Annotated in this window: 18 protein-coding genes; 11 read left to right on the top strand and 7 right to left on the bottom strand. The window is 53.2% G+C overall.

The genetic code is table 11. The features are described from left to right. The first annotated feature begins 86 nt into the window (after positions 1-86). Positions 87-689, top strand: a complete 603-nt coding sequence (locus ACMXD4_RS00550; protein WP_171697102.1) for a nitroreductase family protein — start codon at positions 87-89, stop codon at positions 687-689. Positions 690-733: 44 nt separating this feature from the next. Then, positions 734-2,125, top strand: coding sequence for a diguanylate cyclase (locus ACMXD4_RS00545; RefSeq protein ID WP_171697101.1), 1,392 nt, complete (start codon positions 734-736; stop codon positions 2,123-2,125). A gap of 48 nt (positions 2,126-2,173) precedes the next feature. On the opposite strand, the gene ACMXD4_RS00540 is transcribed toward ACMXD4_RS00545, so the two are convergent. Then, entirely contained in the window at positions 2,174-3,154 is a 981-nt protein-coding gene (locus ACMXD4_RS00540; RefSeq protein ID WP_240618082.1) for a TIGR03790 family protein, read from the bottom strand. A gap of 315 nt (positions 3,155-3,469) precedes the next feature. On the opposite strand from ACMXD4_RS00540, the gene ACMXD4_RS00535 reads away from it, so the two are divergent. Continuing rightward, entirely contained in the window at positions 3,470-3,901 is a 432-nt protein-coding gene (locus ACMXD4_RS00535; RefSeq protein WP_205452035.1) for a DUF2721 domain-containing protein, read from the top strand. A gap of 39 nt (positions 3,902-3,940) precedes the next feature. On the opposite strand, the gene ACMXD4_RS00530 is transcribed toward ACMXD4_RS00535, so the two are convergent. Together ACMXD4_RS00530 and ACMXD4_RS00525 are read right to left on the bottom strand one after the other, a co-directional pair. Next, positions 3,941-4,327 carry an MAPEG family protein gene (locus ACMXD4_RS00530; RefSeq protein WP_033157552.1) on the bottom strand — a complete coding sequence of 129 codons (387 nt, stop codon included), beginning with the start codon at positions 4,325-4,327 and terminating at the stop codon, positions 3,941-3,943. A 167-nt stretch (positions 4,328-4,494) separates the two neighbouring features. Beyond that, complete coding sequence (locus ACMXD4_RS00525) at positions 4,495-5,121, bottom strand: DUF998 domain-containing protein (protein WP_415879549.1); 627 nt, start codon at positions 5,119-5,121, stop codon at positions 4,495-4,497. A gap of 213 nt (positions 5,122-5,334) precedes the next feature. Here ACMXD4_RS00525 and ACMXD4_RS00520 point away from each other — a divergent pair, with 213 nt between their 5' ends. Together ACMXD4_RS00520 and ACMXD4_RS00515 are read left to right on the top strand one after the other, a co-directional pair. Continuing rightward, positions 5,335-6,015 (top strand): SDR family NAD(P)-dependent oxidoreductase, encoded by a 681-nt coding sequence (locus ACMXD4_RS00520; protein ID WP_101053764.1) that lies wholly within the window; start codon positions 5,335-5,337, stop codon positions 6,013-6,015. 46 nt (positions 6,016-6,061) lie between these two features. After that, complete coding sequence (locus tag ACMXD4_RS00515; RefSeq protein WP_415879548.1) at positions 6,062-6,673, top strand: NAD(P)/FAD-dependent oxidoreductase; 612 nt, start codon at positions 6,062-6,064, stop codon at positions 6,671-6,673. On the opposite strand, the gene ACMXD4_RS00510 is transcribed toward ACMXD4_RS00515, so the two are convergent. Then, a complete protein-coding gene (locus tag ACMXD4_RS00510) occupies positions 6,645-7,724 on the bottom strand; it encodes an IS630 family transposase (RefSeq protein WP_415878126.1) in 1,080 nt (359 codons plus the stop codon). The two genes, ACMXD4_RS00515 and ACMXD4_RS00510, sit on opposite strands and share 29 nt — an antisense overlap. Between ACMXD4_RS00510 and ACMXD4_RS00505 the strand changes: the two genes are divergently transcribed. Both ACMXD4_RS00505 and ACMXD4_RS00500 read left to right on the top strand, forming a co-directional pair. Next, entirely contained in the window at positions 7,715-8,446 is a 732-nt protein-coding gene (locus ACMXD4_RS00505; RefSeq protein WP_415879547.1) for an NAD(P)/FAD-dependent oxidoreductase, read from the top strand. The genes ACMXD4_RS00510 and ACMXD4_RS00505 overlap by 10 nt on opposite strands. 252 nt (positions 8,447-8,698) lie before the next feature. Continuing rightward, positions 8,699-9,115 carry a hypothetical protein gene (locus tag ACMXD4_RS00500; RefSeq protein ID WP_101053758.1) on the top strand — a complete coding sequence of 139 codons (417 nt, stop codon included), beginning with the start codon at positions 8,699-8,701 and terminating at the stop codon, positions 9,113-9,115. A gap of 176 nt (positions 9,116-9,291) precedes the next feature. On the opposite strand, the gene ACMXD4_RS00495 is transcribed toward ACMXD4_RS00500, so the two are convergent. Further along, positions 9,292-10,143, bottom strand: coding sequence for a YicC/YloC family endoribonuclease (locus ACMXD4_RS00495; protein ID WP_240618080.1), 852 nt, complete (start codon positions 10,141-10,143; stop codon positions 9,292-9,294). 54 nt (positions 10,144-10,197) lie between these two features. On the opposite strand from ACMXD4_RS00495, the gene ACMXD4_RS00490 reads away from it, so the two are divergent. The 4 genes from ACMXD4_RS00490 to ACMXD4_RS00475 are packed head-to-tail and all read left to right on the top strand — an operon-like array spanning position 10,198 to position 13,562. After that, a complete protein-coding gene (locus ACMXD4_RS00490) occupies positions 10,198-11,103 on the top strand; it encodes a serine/threonine protein kinase (RefSeq protein ID WP_415879546.1) in 906 nt (301 codons plus the stop codon). A 57-nt stretch (positions 11,104-11,160) separates the two neighbouring features. Continuing rightward, positions 11,161-11,910, top strand: a complete 750-nt coding sequence (gene rph, locus ACMXD4_RS00485) for a ribonuclease PH (RefSeq protein ID WP_171697841.1) — start codon at positions 11,161-11,163, stop codon at positions 11,908-11,910. 3 nt (positions 11,911-11,913) lie between these two features. Then, a complete protein-coding gene (gene rdgB / locus ACMXD4_RS00480) occupies positions 11,914-12,501 on the top strand; it encodes an RdgB/HAM1 family non-canonical purine NTP pyrophosphatase (protein ID WP_415879545.1) in 588 nt (195 codons plus the stop codon). Beyond that, entirely contained in the window at positions 12,498-13,562 is a 1,065-nt protein-coding gene (locus ACMXD4_RS00475; protein ID WP_415879544.1) for a phosphotransferase enzyme family protein, read from the top strand. The genes rdgB and ACMXD4_RS00475 overlap by 4 nt, the downstream gene beginning before the upstream one ends. Before the next feature lie 187 nt (positions 13,563-13,749). Here ACMXD4_RS00475 and ACMXD4_RS00470 read toward each other — a convergent pair whose 3' ends face one another. Together ACMXD4_RS00470 and ACMXD4_RS00465 are read right to left on the bottom strand one after the other, a co-directional pair. After that, entirely contained in the window at positions 13,750-14,274 is a 525-nt protein-coding gene (locus ACMXD4_RS00470; RefSeq protein ID WP_415879543.1) for a hypothetical protein, read from the bottom strand. A gap of 40 nt (positions 14,275-14,314) precedes the next feature. Continuing rightward, on the bottom strand, positions 14,315-15,394 hold the full coding sequence (locus tag ACMXD4_RS00465; RefSeq protein ID WP_415878126.1) for an IS630 family transposase: 1,080 nt from the start codon (positions 15,392-15,394) through the stop codon (positions 14,315-14,317). Between the last annotated feature and the right edge of the window lie 303 nt (positions 15,395-15,697).

The following is a 15,697-nucleotide window of genomic DNA, read 5'->3' as shown; positions in this document are numbered from 1 at the left end:
GGCGGGTTTATGCGTGGCACAGGGTCGACAAACTACTGGTCCGGCATGCACTAAAAATTACTTAAGCACACACAAGGGGCTCAACCATGCAACATAAACGCGCCACCACCCAGGTTCAGATTCACGACTTGATCGCCAGCCGTTGGAGCCCGCGGGCTTTTGCCGTGGATAAAATGGTCAGCCACCCGGATTTAACCGCGTGCCTGGAAGCGGCGCGCTGGGCGCCGTCTTGTTTTAACGACCAGCCTTGGCGCTTTGTGGTTTGCGACAAATCCAGCAATCTCGCAGCCTGGGAAACCGCGCTATCGGTGATTGTCGAAAAAAACCAGCTGTGGGCCAAAAACGCCCCGGTATTTATCTTGACGGTGGCGATGCAGAATTTTAATCACAACGGCAAAACCAACCGCTTTGCCGCTTACGACACCGGCGCCGCCACGCTGAGCTTATGCTTGCAAGCCAACGCCTTAGGTTTGATTACCCATCAAATGGGCGGGTTCGATGCCGATAAAGCCCGGCAAGTGCTGAATTTACCGGACGACAGCACGCCGATGGCGATGTTGGCGTTAGGCTATCAAGCCGAGGCGGATAACTTAGCCGAAGAGTTTCAAGCCGGCGAACAGGCGGAACGCAGCCGTGCGGCCCTGGAGCAACGGTTTTATCTCGGACAATGGGGCGAGGCATTTAAATAAGCGTCGCCGATATTCATGAACTGCGATTGCCTTGAGTCGCGCCAATGAAAAATCTTAAAACCTCCTATGCGCGCAGCCTGATCGAGGCCAGTCTCGATCCGCTGGTGACTATCAGCGCGGAAGGGAAGATCATGGACGTGAACAGCGCTACCGAAAAAGTCACCGGCGTACCGCGGCAGCAATTGATCGGCAGCGATTTTTCCACTTACTTTACCGATCCGCAAAAAGCCCGCGACGGTTATCGCCTGGCGTTTTCGCAAGGCAAAGTCACGGATTATCCGCTGGCTATCTGCCATACCTCCGGCCAGATCACCGAGGTGATGTACAACGCCTCGGTTTATCGGGATGAAAAAGGCGACGTCGCCGGGATTTTTGCTGCCGCGCGGGACGTTACCGCCTTAAAAAAAGCCCAAACCGAATTGGAAGCCGCGATTTTGCATATGCAATTAATCCGCGAGATGACTGATCTTTTACAGAGCTGCCAAAAAATGGACGAAGCTTATCCGATTATCAAAGCGGCATTGGTACGTTTGTTTGCCGATTCCGTCGGCGGTCTGTATATGCTGGACGCCGCTGGCAATTCACTGGTGCTGGCTGATGCTTGGGGAAGCGGCGAAAGCGAACTGGAAGCCGTGTTTACCCCGGACGAATGCTGGGGCATGCGGCGCGGCTGCATTCATATGGCGCGCGTCGGCCAGAGTATCAATCCGGTTTGCAGCCACGTAAAACCGGGAACCAGCCCTTATCTGTGCATTCCGTTGCTAGCGCATTCGCGCGCTTTGGGTTTGATTTACATCGAACACCGGTTTACCAGTGGCCACCCGGAAGATATTCAGCGCGAGCTGTCGATAGCCGAAGCCGCCGCCGATAGCGCCCGGCTGGCCTTGGCGAATTTGAGCTTGCGCGAGGAATTGCACGAGTTATCGATCCGCGATCCGCTCACCGGCTTGTTCAATCGGCGTTTTCTGGAAGAAGTGTTGGACCGGGAATTATTGCGGATGAGCCGTTGCGGCAAAATGCTGGCCGTGGCGATGGTAGACATCGATCATTTTAAAATTTTTAACGATAACTACGGCCATGACGCCGGTGACGAAGTTTTGAAAAAAACCGCGCAATTGATGAACGGCTTTCGGGAAGGCAGCGATATGGTTTGCCGCTTCGGCGGTGAAGAATTCGTGGTGGTCACGACTGAAATCCAGCCGGACAAAATCTTGCAACGTCTGGACGCTTTGCGTGTGGCTATCGAAAGCTTATCGCTGAAGTTTGGTAATCATCAGTTACCGCAGGTGACGGTATCGATAGGTGTGGCGATTTATCCGGTGCATGGCGGCACCCGGCTCGATCTGTTAACTCGTGCCGACCAAGCGCTTTACGTCGCCAAGGAAGCCGGCCGCAATCGGCTTGTCGTCGCGGATGAAGAGGCAGATGTGGGGTGACTGCTAAAATCCCACCTTCTAGGGGGAAAGGGTTTTTATGGATGCCTACTAAGGCGCCGGCGTTTGGCGCGGTTGATAAGCAAACGGTTTAGCCAGCGGTTCGCCGACAAAAATCCCCTGGCCGGGTTGGGCGACGCTTTTCCAGTAAGCTTCAATCACAGTGCTGCCGCGCAAGTAGAAATACATCAATACGCCCGGATTGGGAAACTTGGCCGGGAAATTACAGGGTTCCACCACCGCGCCATAACTGGCGGTAGCGCCGGCACGCAGCCATTCGGTGATGTTCATCTGGTCGCTGCCCGACATCACGCCGCCCGTGGACGTGAGATGGTCGGCAACAGCGCCCGGTAAATAGCGGTTATCCGCCAGATGCGGCACTTTGGTCAGTCCGGTGAAATAAAACATCACATCCTGTCGTCCCTCAATATACTCTTGCTCCAGATAATGCACAGGCCAAAAACTGGCCAGTGATTCGGCCACTTTCGGAAACATTACCGCTCGAGAACTGCGGGCCTGGTCCGAGGTTTTTAACAAGTATGCCGAGCCTTGCGGATGCGAATAATCCGAGGCGACACCGGTATCGATCAGTTTTTTCGCTTCCGCGAAGGTTTTACCCGCCACGGCCATGGTGGGCCGCCAGCCGTGTGTTTTAAACGGTTTATCGGTTTCGGAGGTGAAATAAGGGCTGTTATGGGTTTGTACGCAGCCTTTGGCACAAAAGGATTCGCTAAAACCCGCTGCGAAGGCCGTGGTGATGGACATGCAATCGACGCGAAACGGTTGTAACCAGGTCAAGGCAAAGGCCTGCACATGTGCCGGCGTTTTTTGATCGACTTCATGCTTCACTTGCTCAAATTGTTGTTTGGACAACACGGCCTGATTCGGTGCAAAACGCGCATGTATCATCTGTTCCGCCGGAATTTGCCGCTGCTTTTGGTAATAAGCGGCGATTTGTACGCTCAAGGGATCGGCGTCGTTGACGATGACCGCCAGATCTTGGCCGGTCAGCGCCGAGGATGGCCGGTACATCGGCGAGACCGGGGCGGCCAATGTGGGCGAGCAAAGCAGCTGGCTGAGGATAAGCCCGAGCAGGGCAAATTTGCATGACTTAACGGGAAACACACCTTACTCCGTGAGGTTGGCGGTCGAATTTATCGGATCGGTCACTTTAACCGGACACGCATTAAATGCAACACTCATTGTAAAATTTTTCGACAGTGGGCAAGGTGCGCGTTTACCTTGTCCGATTAAACCCGGCCTTTGAATGTCGCGGGAATCAGGAATCCGGGGCATTTAAAGCTTGGGTGGATCAATGCGTTATTTTTAATTTTGCGGATAGTCATTATGGATGCCATAGCCAACATACCGACAGTTGCTCATGTGATTCAACAAGCGGTCGCTCCGGTTTTTCTGCTGTCCGGCGTTGCCGGTATTTTGGCGGTATTGACCAACCGCCTGGGACGCACCGTGGACCGGTTTCGTTTGCTCAGTGAGCTTGATGGCGCGCAAGCCGAGCAACATCATCCGGAATTGCAAATCTTGACGCGGCGGGCACGTTGGAACCAATGGTCCATCATCCTGTGCACCAGTTGTGCCTTGCTGGTTTGCCTGTCCATCGTCGTCATGTTTGTTGGCGTGGAATTGGCCATCGATCTCTCGGATGCGGTCTCTCTTTTGTTTGTGGCATCAATGCTGGCGCTAATAGCCGGTCTTTTGTGTTTTCTTAGAGAAATCATCTTGGCAACGGGCATTTTAGCCCTGCTCAAACGGCCTTAAGCTATCCAGCCATTCCGCAGATTATTGCCCAAGCATCAGCTAACCGAATGCGGCATAAGCGGCGTAGCCCAAATTAGCGACGGCTAGGCCTATCAGGGTGAAAATAGTGATTTGCATGCCAAGCACTCGTTGATCCAGATTCGCGCGCAGCAAGCCCCGGGCGTGGACTATTCGACCCAGGATGATCGCAAAACCGCCGATATGCAGCAGCGCGGCATGTCCGCCGCTTAATTCCAGCAGCGCCAATAAAATCAACAATATCGGTATGTATTCCGTAGCGTTGCCTTGGGCGCGGATGGCGATTTGCAAATCGGTCTCGCCGCCATCGCCGAAAATCACTTTTTTTGCCCGGCGTAATTTGATAACTCTCTGTGACAACCCGGCTATTAGCAAGGCCGCCAAAGCGGCATATACGGCACTGATCACATTATTCTCCCGCGGTTTTGGTGTTGAAATTTCGGTAGTTGAAATCCTGGAAAGTTCCTGCCATCAAGCAGCCCCTTAAATTTCATACTCCACTGCACTCGACACTTACCTGTGCCGGAGTGTCGTTATCAAGGACCGGGCAATAACTAAAGTTTTTAGCAACAGCGCTATTCATCGGTCGCTACGGGAGTGCGCCGTAAACGCAACGCCAACACCAGCGTCCAGATGGAAAGCACGCCGGTTGCCCAGTGTTCGAACAGGCCGGGGGTTTGGATAGGATTGGCCTCCCAAGTCATCAGCAGCAGCAAAGTCGTCGCCAGCAAGCCGCTACCAATCGAGTAAGCGCTAAGCAGGCCCAGCCACGCATGGCGTCGGAACACCACACCGCAAACAAGTGTTGCCAGAATAGCCGCGGAAAACCCGGTCATCGCAAACAGCCGATGTAATTCCTGGCTGGACGACAAGCCATCGCAGCCGGGGTCGCAGGCAAATACGCCGGCCCCAATCCGCCCAATTCCGTCCAGACCAATCAGCGTGGCGAGCAGCGCCGACCGCCAACCTTCGCGCAAAGTGGCCGGGACGGCGAATGCAAAGCACACATACAAAAAGCCGGGGAACCCGAAGCCGATATAGCGCATCGGTATTTCCGTACTACTGCCGCGTTCGCCCAATTCGCTGATGTACTGATAGCTGTGGTTGAACTCCGGGCGCATGGCGCCGGCCAAACCAATCAGCGACAGCCAGATTACCGGTGCCGCGATGCCGCTAAAGATGCCAAATCGGCCTGGATTCATCCGCAAATCTCGTCACGTAAAAACACTAGTTTATCCCGTCCAGCTTAGCCGTGCGTAGTGCATTGACTAACTGCATCCGCAAGGTAGCCTTCAGACCACGGGGGGCTAGTGGTGCAAAACTCAGTCTGTTACGGCGCATACAAGAAGAAATCATTAGCACCCCCACCGCAAACGACAGATTTTGTTTGGATTGATCGGCTGACAGAGGACAACATGGGTAATGTTTTGATTGTAGGAGCCAGTAGCGGGATTGGGGCGGCACTTGCCGGTTTGGCTCAGCCGCACTGCAAAGTCTACTCCTTAAGCCGTTCTGCTGCGGTGCCGAACGTGTTCAAACATTTTAGTTGCGATGTAGCAAGCGACGTATTGCCGGCCATTGATGAACCCTTGCAAGGCTTGGTGTATTGCCCCGGTAGTATCAACTTAAAGCCTTTCGCCAGGATCAAACCCGAGGAATTTATTGCGGATTTTCAACTTAACTTGATCGGCGCCGTGCGCTGCCTGCAGCACTATCAGCGCAATCTGCAAGCGGCGGAGGGTGCTTCGGTCGTGCTGTTCAGCACGGTGGCCGTGCAAACCGGGTTTCCTTTCCATGCCACGGTCTCGGCATCCAAGGGCGCGATAGAGGGTTTGACCCGCGCCTTGGCGGCGGAATGGGCGCCAAAAATCCGGGTAAACGCCATCGCGCCGTCATTGACCGACACGCCATTAGCGCAAAGTCTCTTGCGCGAAGACAGCAAAAAACAGGCTGCTGCGGCGCGGCACCCGCTTAAGCGTTTGGGCGAAGCCGGCGATATTGCCCAGATGGCCTGGTTTTTACTGTCCGAAAATGCCGCCTGGATTACCGGGCAAGTCATGCATGTCGATGGGGGAATGTCTGCTATCAAGACTTGATAGCCGCTGAAAATTGCTTTGCAGCGCCAGGCTGCGCGGAGACTTGATGAATAAGCTCTATCATACCGTGGTGATTGGTGGTGGCTGCCTCGGCGCGGCATGCGCTTTTTCGGTACAACGCCGGCTGGGCAATAACAGACATAAAGTCGCCATTATCGAGAAAAAAGTTTTGGGTGCCGGTCTGAGCTCCCGGCATAGCGCCATCGTCCGCTCCGCCAATGCTTCGCCGATGGCGGCCAGGATGGCTAAAATGGCCACCCAATATTGGAAAAATCTCAAACCTCTTTGGGGCGTCAACATCCCCTACGAGCAACCGGGCGCTATCTGGATTGCAGAAAATACCCCCGACAGCCGTGCCGAAAGTTGGACGGCGCTGGAGCAAATGCTGCAACAGGAAGGCATAGGCTTTGCGATGCTTGCTCATCGCGACGTGATGGATCTGAGCCGCCAAGCCCTAAAAACCGTGCCGGACGAAATTTATTACTACGAACCGGACGTTCTGCAGTTGGACTCGCCGCAGATATTAAATGCCATGCAAACGGCGGCTAAAAAGAACCGCATTGATGTGCTGGAGCATTGCGAAGTCATAGACTTTGCACATACCAAGCAAGGCATCAGCGCCATCAATACTAGTGTAACGTCCCTAACGTTGCTTTAGCTTTGTCGACTTTCGCCAAGATGGCATCAGGAGTAGCTGTCCATTGGTACGGCTTTGGGTGGGCATTGCGGTGTTCGAGGTACTGCATGATGGCCAGCTTTAGTTCGTCGACACTGCGAAATACCCCGCGACGGATACGTTCTTCGGTGATGTCACGAAAGAATCGTTCAACCAAGTTCACCCAGGACGCTGACGTCGGCGTAAAGTGCATCTGAAAGCGCGGATGCTTGTCCAGCCAGGCTTTCACGTTGGGATGTTTGTGGGTGGCATAGTTGTCGACGATCAAATGGACGGCCAACTCCTTGTCGGTTCGGCGGTCGAGTAGTTTCAAGAATTTCAGAAACTCATCGTTGCGGTGCTTAGGTACGCACTCGCCGATCACCGTGCCCTCATGAACATTGAGGGCGGCGAACAAGGTTGTGGTGCCGTGGCGTTTGTAGTCATGCGTCATCGTTCCGTTCTTGCCGGGTTTCATCGGCAAACCTGGCTGCGTGCGATCCAGTGCCTGGATCTGGCTTTTCTCATCCACGGAAAACACGATGGCTTTCTCCGGCGGCTCCAGATACAGCCCCACCACATCCCGTAACTTCGCTTCAAACTGCGGGTCGTTCGAGACCTTGAAGCCCTTGACCCGATGCGGCTTCAGCTGGTGCTCGCGCCAAATGCGATGCACCGCCATGCGTGAAATGCCGACCTGCTCGGCCAGCGTCCGGCAACTCCAATGTGTTGCGTGGGCCGGCTTGCCGGTCATCGTCAACGTCAACACTTCTTGCACCTTCTCCACCGACAACGGCGGCACTCGCGAGGGCCGCGTCTTGCCTTTTTTCAATCCGTCAATACCGCTGTCCACGAAGCGCCGACGCCACAAATTGAGCGTCGGCCCACTGATCTTCAAGGTGTCCATGATCGTTTGCGAAGGCAGACGGTCGGCAGTCATCAATACGATTCGCGCCCGCAACGTCTGCTTCTCTCCTATGGCTCGACTTTTCACCCACCGATTCAGCAGGGTACGGTCTTGCTCGCTCAACTCAAGTTTCTTTGGTGTTCTCATACCCACCAATTCTACCATTCATAAGTATTTGTCGGGGACGTTACACTAGCCAGGGCAAAATTTTTGCCGAACATGTGATCAACGCCGCCGGGGCTTGGAGCGCGGAATTATTTGCCGGTATCGGCTTAAGTATCCCGGTGGCTTTGGAACCGGTGTATGCCGCCAATTTTTTAGTGAGCGCCGATGACATTCCCGAAGGTATGCCCATCATTGCCGATTATGTCAATCAAGCCTATTTTCGGCGCTGGCGCGGCAGCATTTTGCACATGCACCAACCTCGTAGCCGCAACGGCAAGGATATTGCCCGCTCGTTTAGCAGAGCGGTGATGAATCCGGAGGGCGCCAACGTTATTTATGACGCGCTGAGTTTCAATGTTACCCATCAACAGCTCGACAATTATCTGGGTAAAGTGATTAATCGTTTCCCGAAAATCGGCAAGCCGGTTTATGCCGGCGGCTATCATTCGTTTTTCGATATTACCCCGGATTTGAAGTTTATCTTAGGCCAAGACACCCAATTGACTAATTTGTACCACTGCTTGGGCGCCGGCCAAGCTTTGAAATACGCGCCAATTTTCGGCGAGATCATTGCCGACTTAATTATTGAAGGCCATGTGAATTCAAAGTCTATTGATATTGCAGAGTTTTCCATAGATAGGTTTTCGAATAACGATATATCCCAGTTTTGGCAGTCCAATGCACTGAAGAAAAACAGCTTGTAAATTCTAGTTATTATTAATCGAGGAGTTAATCCATGGAAGGGATTTATTTTGCCCATTATTTTTATTGAGTTTTTGTAAATTTGCAGTTGATTTGTAAATATTCGACAAACCTATTTTTTATGGAATAGTGAGTGAGCGTAAGCTGGTAACTAAATGCTCTAATCGTCGAGTAATTTATTAGCGAGCCAAAAATATAGTTTTTAGAGATTAAATTATATTAAACATCAATATTAAATAGTGGGGGATTTACTCATGAAAACATCAAATAATATTTACCGTTTTATCCGCACCTCAATTGCCATAGGCTCAATTGCATTGTTTTTTAATCCTGTGACAGTTCAAGCCTCCGACCATGAATCAGAATGCTTTAATTCAGTGCAAGGCAAAATCCCCTGGAATGACGAGAAAAATATGAATTGGGAGCCCAAAAACGTCAAGCAACTCTGTGCCGGAACGACTAAACCCGCAGAGCCTGGCGCATGCTTTCTAAGCGTACTGGACGGCCGAGTGAACTGGGGCAAGGGTATCAGTTGGGATTGGCAAAATATTATTAATCTCTGTGCCGGCACCAATAATGCCAAAAACACAGTAGAGTGCTTCCAGAATGCCACAGGAAAAGGTTTGGATTGGCGAGACGCAATATTGTTTTGTCAGCGCGCTGATAAGTAGAGCTTTAATTTACGCTATCAGTGTTGTTTAGCTTTATTATGGGTCTTGAGCTTGTCGGATAATAGTGAGCCGCTAACGCCGACAAGCTCAGTTTGAACTTTAAATTGGAGGGATCACAAAATATATGCGGCACGAGAAGTAAGATAAAAGTCTAAGCGCCTGTCTTGGTTGAGACTTCATTCAATATTTTGTATCTGCTCACGCATCTGTTCGATAAGCACTTTTAAATCGATGGAAATCTGCGTCATTTCCCGGTCAGCGGACTTGGAGCCCAGGGTGTTGGCTTCGCGGTTCATTTCCTGCATTAAAAAATCCAGGCGGCGGCCAGTGGGTTCCGGTTGTTTCAGGGTGCGCAGCACTTCGGCGACATGGGTTTCCAATCGATCCAGCTCTTCGGCTACGTCCAGCTTTTGCGCCAGCAACACCAACTCCTGCTCCAAGCGATCAAAATTGGGTTCGGCGACCATTTCCAGCACCCGGCTGGTAAGCTTGCTGCGCAGGTTATGCAGTACATCCGGCATGCGTTTGTGGGCGGCATCGACCAACACATTGATCTTTTGACAGCGGTCTTCCAGAAGTTGCGCCAGTTGCGCACCTTCGCGGGCGCGGGTTTCCAGCATTTTGTCCAGGGTTGAGTCCAGCAACCGGACGATTTTATCGCGTAGCGCTTCCTTGTCGGTTTCGGTTTCTTGTTGCACCCCCGGAAACGCCAACACCTCCAGCGCGGAAAACGGCTGCGGGTTGTTCATCAACGCTTCGATACCGGCAGTAGCGGACAACAGTTTTTCGACTATTTCCCGATTGATATTGAAGCTGTTGTCGCTGGCTTGTTTTTTGTAGCTCAAGGCGCATTCGATTTTGCCGCGCTTGAGTTTGTCACTGATCAGGCGGCGGGCATCGGCTTCGACAAAACGCAGTCGCTCCGGCAACTTGACGCTAACATCGCTGTAACGATGGTTGACCGAACGTAATTCGCAAAGGATGGTCAGATTGTCGGCGCTTATTTCGCCGTCCGCGAAAGCGGTCATGCTTCTTATCATTTTTCACCTATAATCGTTACGCTTAACCCGCGCAGCTTGCACATGGCCGAATACTACGATCCAGAAACTTATCCCAAGGAATGGAATTACCTTCAATCGGGAACCATTATAGATCAGTACATGATCGAGCGGGAATTGGCGCACGGCGGCTTCAGCTCGGTGTATCTGGCCAGACAGCTGGCCGATCAAATTCAGGTGGCGATTAAGGAATATCTACCGCGCAAGCTGGCGCACCGCACCTGGAATAATCTAGTCGTACCCAATAATGAGGAGGCCAAGACGCTGTTCATGCGCGGCCGCTCGCTATTCTTTGAAGAAGCCAAAGTGCTGGCGATGCTGAAGCACCACAATATCGTCGATGTGATTAATTTCTTCCAGGCCAACGACACCGTGTATATGGTGATGACTTACGACTATGGCATCACGCTGGACAAAATCCTGCATAAACGCAGCCTGCCGATTAATGAAGCCTTCCTGCTGACGGTATTCAAGCTGTTGCTGACTGGCGTGGAAGCGGTGCATGAAAAAGGTCTGGTGCATCTGGACATCAAACCCGCGAATATTTTGATTCGCAGCGAAAACGACCCCTTGCTGCTGGATTTTGGCGCCATCCGTAAAATTACGCTGGACCCGCAACGCAACCGCGCCAAGGTGCTGACCAACGGTTATTCGCCTATCGAACAATACGATAACAACGGCAATCTCGGGCCGTGGTCGGACATTTATGCGGTGGGCGCCAGCATGCGCGCCTGTCTGGATTATAAAATCCCGCAGCCCTCGCCGGACCGCATCAAACAGGACGATTTGGCGCCGGCCGTGAAGGCGCATAAACGGCATTTTCCGGAGTATTTACTCAAAGCCATCGATTGGGCCATGGCGGTTTTTCCGGAGAATCGGCCGCAAAGCGTGGCGGAGTTACAGCAGGCCCTCAGTCCCGGCAATAGTTAAAAATCCGCCCGGTAAAGCCAGTATAATGTCGGCAATTTATAGACCAGCGAGATGAATATGAGACCAAGCGGACGCAACCCCGATCAACTGCGCGAAATACGCTTCACCTGCAATTACACCAAACACGCCGAAGGTTCGGTGTTAGTGGAATTTGGCGATACTCGGGTTTTGTGCACCGCCAGCGTCGACAACAGTGTTCCGCGTTTTCTAAAAGGCAAAGGCGAGGGCTGGGTCACCGCCGAATACGGCATGCTCCCGCGCTCCACTCACAGCCGGATGGATCGCGAAGCCGGCCGCGGCAAACAAGGCGGCCGCACGCTGGAAATTCAACGCCTGATCGGCCGTTCCTTACGCGCCGCTATCGACTTAAAAGCCCTCGGCGAAAACACCATCACCATTGATTGCGACGTCATTCAAGCCGACGGAGGCACCCGCACCGCATCCATCACCGGCGGCTTTGTTGCACTATCGATTGCCATCGAACATCTGTTAAAAACCCACAAAATCAAGAAAAACCCGCTGCACGGCCAAGTGGCCTCGGTATCGGTAGGCATTTATAACGGCGTGCCGGTGCTGGACTTGGACTATGCCGAAGATCATCAAGCCGAAACCGACATGAATGTGGTGATGAACGAAGCCGGCCACTTTATCGAAGTGCAAGGTACCGCCGAAGGCCATGCCTTTAGAAAAGACGAATTAAACGCGATGCTGGAGCTGGCTGAGTTGGGCATCAACCAACTGATCGAAAAACAACAAGCCGCATTGCGCGAAGCCAAAAAGCCCGCGCCGCTGCGAGTCGTGCTGTAAAAAATGAGTTCGATCGTTTTAGCCAGCGGTAATGCCGGCAAGATTCGGGAAATTCAGGCCATCCTGCAAAACGACCAAATCCTGCCGCAATCGCAGTTTAATGTGGTCGAGCCGGAAGAAACCGGCGCGACCTTTATCGAAAACGCTATCATCAAGGCCCGCAACGCTGCGGCGCATTGCAAACTGCCGGCTATCGCCGACGATTCCGGTTTGGCGGTGGATGCGCTGGGCGGCGCGCCCGGCGTGGTTTCGGCGCGTTATGCCGGCGTCGGCGCTTCGGACCAAGCGAATCTGGACAAGTTGCTGACAGACATGCGCGACGTGCCGGACGCAGAACGCAGCGCGCGTTTCATCTGCGTGATGGTTTATCTGCGCCATGCGTTGGACCCGACACCGATTATCGCCCAAGGTGTCTGGGAAGGGCGGATTCTGCGGCAGGCTGTAGGTGAAAACGGCTTTGGCTACGATCCGGTGTTCTGGGTCGAACAATACCAATGCTCGTCGGCGCAACTGGCCCCGGAATTAAAAAACGCCCTCAGCCATCGCGGCCAAGCCTTGCGGGCGCTTAGTCAACAACTTGCCGGGCTGTGAGTCGGCTACAGCAGATAGCCGAACAATTTACCGGCCTCGGCAGCAACCCGCAGATCAGCGCGCTCGGTAACGGCCTGATCAACGACACCTATCTCGTCACCCCAAGCAAGGGTAATCGCTTTGTGTTGCAAGGCTTGAACGGCCGGGTATTTCCGCAACCGGAGCAGGTCATCGCCAATCTGCAACGGCTGAATCGGCATATCGGCTCTCAGCGTCCCGGCGATGTGTGTCTGCAAATTCCGGCCATGCTGCCTAGTTTGGAAGGATCAGCGAGTTACCGGGACGACAGCGGCCAAGTCTGGCGAGCGTTGCAGTTAATCGAGCCCGCCGAAAGCCGCGAGCACATCAGCAACCTGGCGGAAGCCAGCCAAGTCGGTTTTGCCCTGGCCCACTTCCACAAGCTGTGCGCCGACCTGCCCGCCGCTGAACTGCACGACACCCTGCCGGGCTTTCATATCACGCCAAGCTATTTTGAAACTTATCGGCAACAGCTGGCGCAACCGCTACAAGTCACCGTCGATGCGGCATTTAAAGAATGCCGGGATTTTATCGACCGGATGCAGCAACAAATCCCCGTCCTGGAACAAGCCAAGCAACGCGGTGAACTGCGAGAACGGGTGATCCACGGTGACCCGAAACTAAACAACTTTCTATTCGAACCCGGCAGCGACCGCATCGTCAGCCTGATCGATCTGGACACCGTCAAACCCGGCCTGGTGCACTACGACATCGGCGACTGCCTGCGCTCCTGCTGCCACAACCCCAGCAACAACGAATTCGACCTGACCCGCTGCCAGACCATACTGGAAAGCTACCTGCAAGAAGCCGGCGAGTTTTTCACCGCCGACGACTACGACTTTCTCTACCCGGCCATCTGGCTGATTCCCTTCGAGCTGGGCCTGCGCTTTTTCAGCGATTACCTGGACGGCAACCAATACTTCAAAGTCAGCACGCCCCGGCAAAACTTGGAACGGGCGCAGGCGTTATTTGCCTTGTGCGGGAGTATCGAGCGGCAGAAGGATTTGTTGGAGGGATTGATTGCCGGGTGTAAACACGGATAGTCTGGCTTTTTTGAATTTCGGAAATACCGAACGCCGATTTGTCCCATCAGAACATTTGTAGTTGTAGGGTACTCACCGCGTATCCTGGCTGATTTCCAATTTAGCCAAAATCTAGAACAAGCCAATAGGCATTTCTGGGGATTTAAAGTTTGCCGGAAACCCTCTTGCTTATGATGGCTTACATGGCTCAGGGACCATCCGGCGCATCCACTTGTTGGATTTCCTCCAAGCCCTTCTTCTTAAGCGCGAGTAAAAGGGCCTCTCGATTACCAGTCGCTCGGGCATCGTAGTAGATGCGCCCTGGAAATCGCGAGGGTGTGATAATGACGAAATCCACATCGAGCTCTCCTGGCCTTACTATTCTGCTCTCGTCGTGTAATTTGACGTAGGCCGCTGTCTCCCAGAAGCGGCGCTCCGAATTGTAGAATGGAACAAGCACAATCAACCACACGATAGTGAGGCGAAAAAACACTGGTATTTTGCCCAGTAGCCGGCAGACTGCCCACCGGGAATCGTTCCGGCGCTTGGGGATAATAATGCCCACCGCGATAACCCAAGACCAAAGGGCACGAGTTTGTATCTGCTTCGCCTGTAGGTCCCAACCAAGAAGTTGCATGCAGATCGATGCGGAAACAACTCGGTCCAGCAACAAGATCGCCAGTAACAAAGCGAGTGCCCCAACAAGCCAGTGGTAGTAGCGGTGCGATCTCATTCCTCTGCAATCCTCGTCTTTCTGTTCGTCCAACAATGAGCTAGTGTAACGTCCCTAACGTTGCTTTAGCTTTGTCGACTTTCGCCAAGATGGCATCAGGAGTAGCTGTCCATTGGTACGGCTTTGGGTGGGCATTGCGGTGTTCGAGGTACTGCATGATGGCCAGCTTTAGTTCGTCGACACTGCGAAATACCCCGCGACGGATACGTTCTTCGGTGATGTCACGAAAGAATCGTTCAACCAAGTTCACCCAGGACGCTGACGTCGGCGTAAAGTGCATCTGAAAGCGCGGATGCTTGTCCAGCCAGGCTTTCACGTTGGGATGTTTGTGGGTGGCATAGTTGTCGACGATCAAATGGACGGCCAACTCCTTGTCGGTTCGGCGGTCGAGTAGTTTCAAGAATTTCAGAAACTCATCGTTGCGGTGCTTAGGTACGCACTCGCCGATCACCGTGCCCTCATGAACATTGAGGGCGGCGAACAAGGTTGTGGTGCCGTGGCGTTTGTAGTCATGCGTCATCGTTCCGTTCTTGCCGGGTTTCATCGGCAAACCTGGCTGCGTGCGATCCAGTGCCTGGATCTGGCTTTTCTCATCCACGGAAAACACGATGGCTTTCTCCGGCGGCTCCAGATACAGCCCCACCACATCCCGTAACTTCGCTTCAAACTGCGGGTCGTTCGAGACCTTGAAGCCCTTGACCCGATGCGGCTTCAGCTGGTGCTCGCGCCAAATGCGATGCACCGCCATGCGTGAAATGCCGACCTGCTCGGCCAGCGTCCGGCAACTCCAATGTGTTGCGTGGGCCGGCTTGCCGGTCATCGTCAACGTCAACACTTCTTGCACCTTCTCCACCGACAACGGCGGCACTCGCGAGGGCCGCGTCTTGCCTTTTTTCAATCCGTCAATACCGCTGTCCACGAAGCGCCGACGCCACAAATTGAGCGTCGGCCCACTGATCTTCAAGGTGTCCATGATCGTTTGCGAAGGCAGACGGTCGGCAGTCATCAATACGATTCGCGCCCGCAACGTCTGCTTCTCTCCTATGGCTCGACTTTTCACCCACCGATTCAGCAGGGTACGGTCTTGCTCGCTCAACTCAAGTTTCTTTGGTGTTCTCATACCCACCAATTCTACCATTCATAAGTATTTGTCGGGGACGTTACACTAGATAAACTGCCCATCGACCTTGAAACGAACTGTGACATATTAACTTATCGACTAGCATCGAATTTTTTCATCTGCATGTCTCTGGTAAGAGCTAGGTATGACCAGTGAAGTTAAAGTGATTGAATCAAATTGAGCCTGCTCCGATAGCGGAGGATATGCTGGCCTCAAAATGTGCGATTACGCAAGCGAATCGCACCGACAAGGTTGTTGGCCCTTTTCTGTCATTTCATATTCAAACTTTCGATGAAACGCGAT

Origin of the sequence: Methylomonas sp. TEB (assembly GCF_047777895.1) — a bacterium.
In the GTDB taxonomy this organism is placed as follows: domain Bacteria; phylum Pseudomonadota; class Gammaproteobacteria; order Methylococcales; family Methylomonadaceae; genus Methylomonas.
This window is presented reverse-complemented; position numbering and strand designations above follow the sequence as displayed.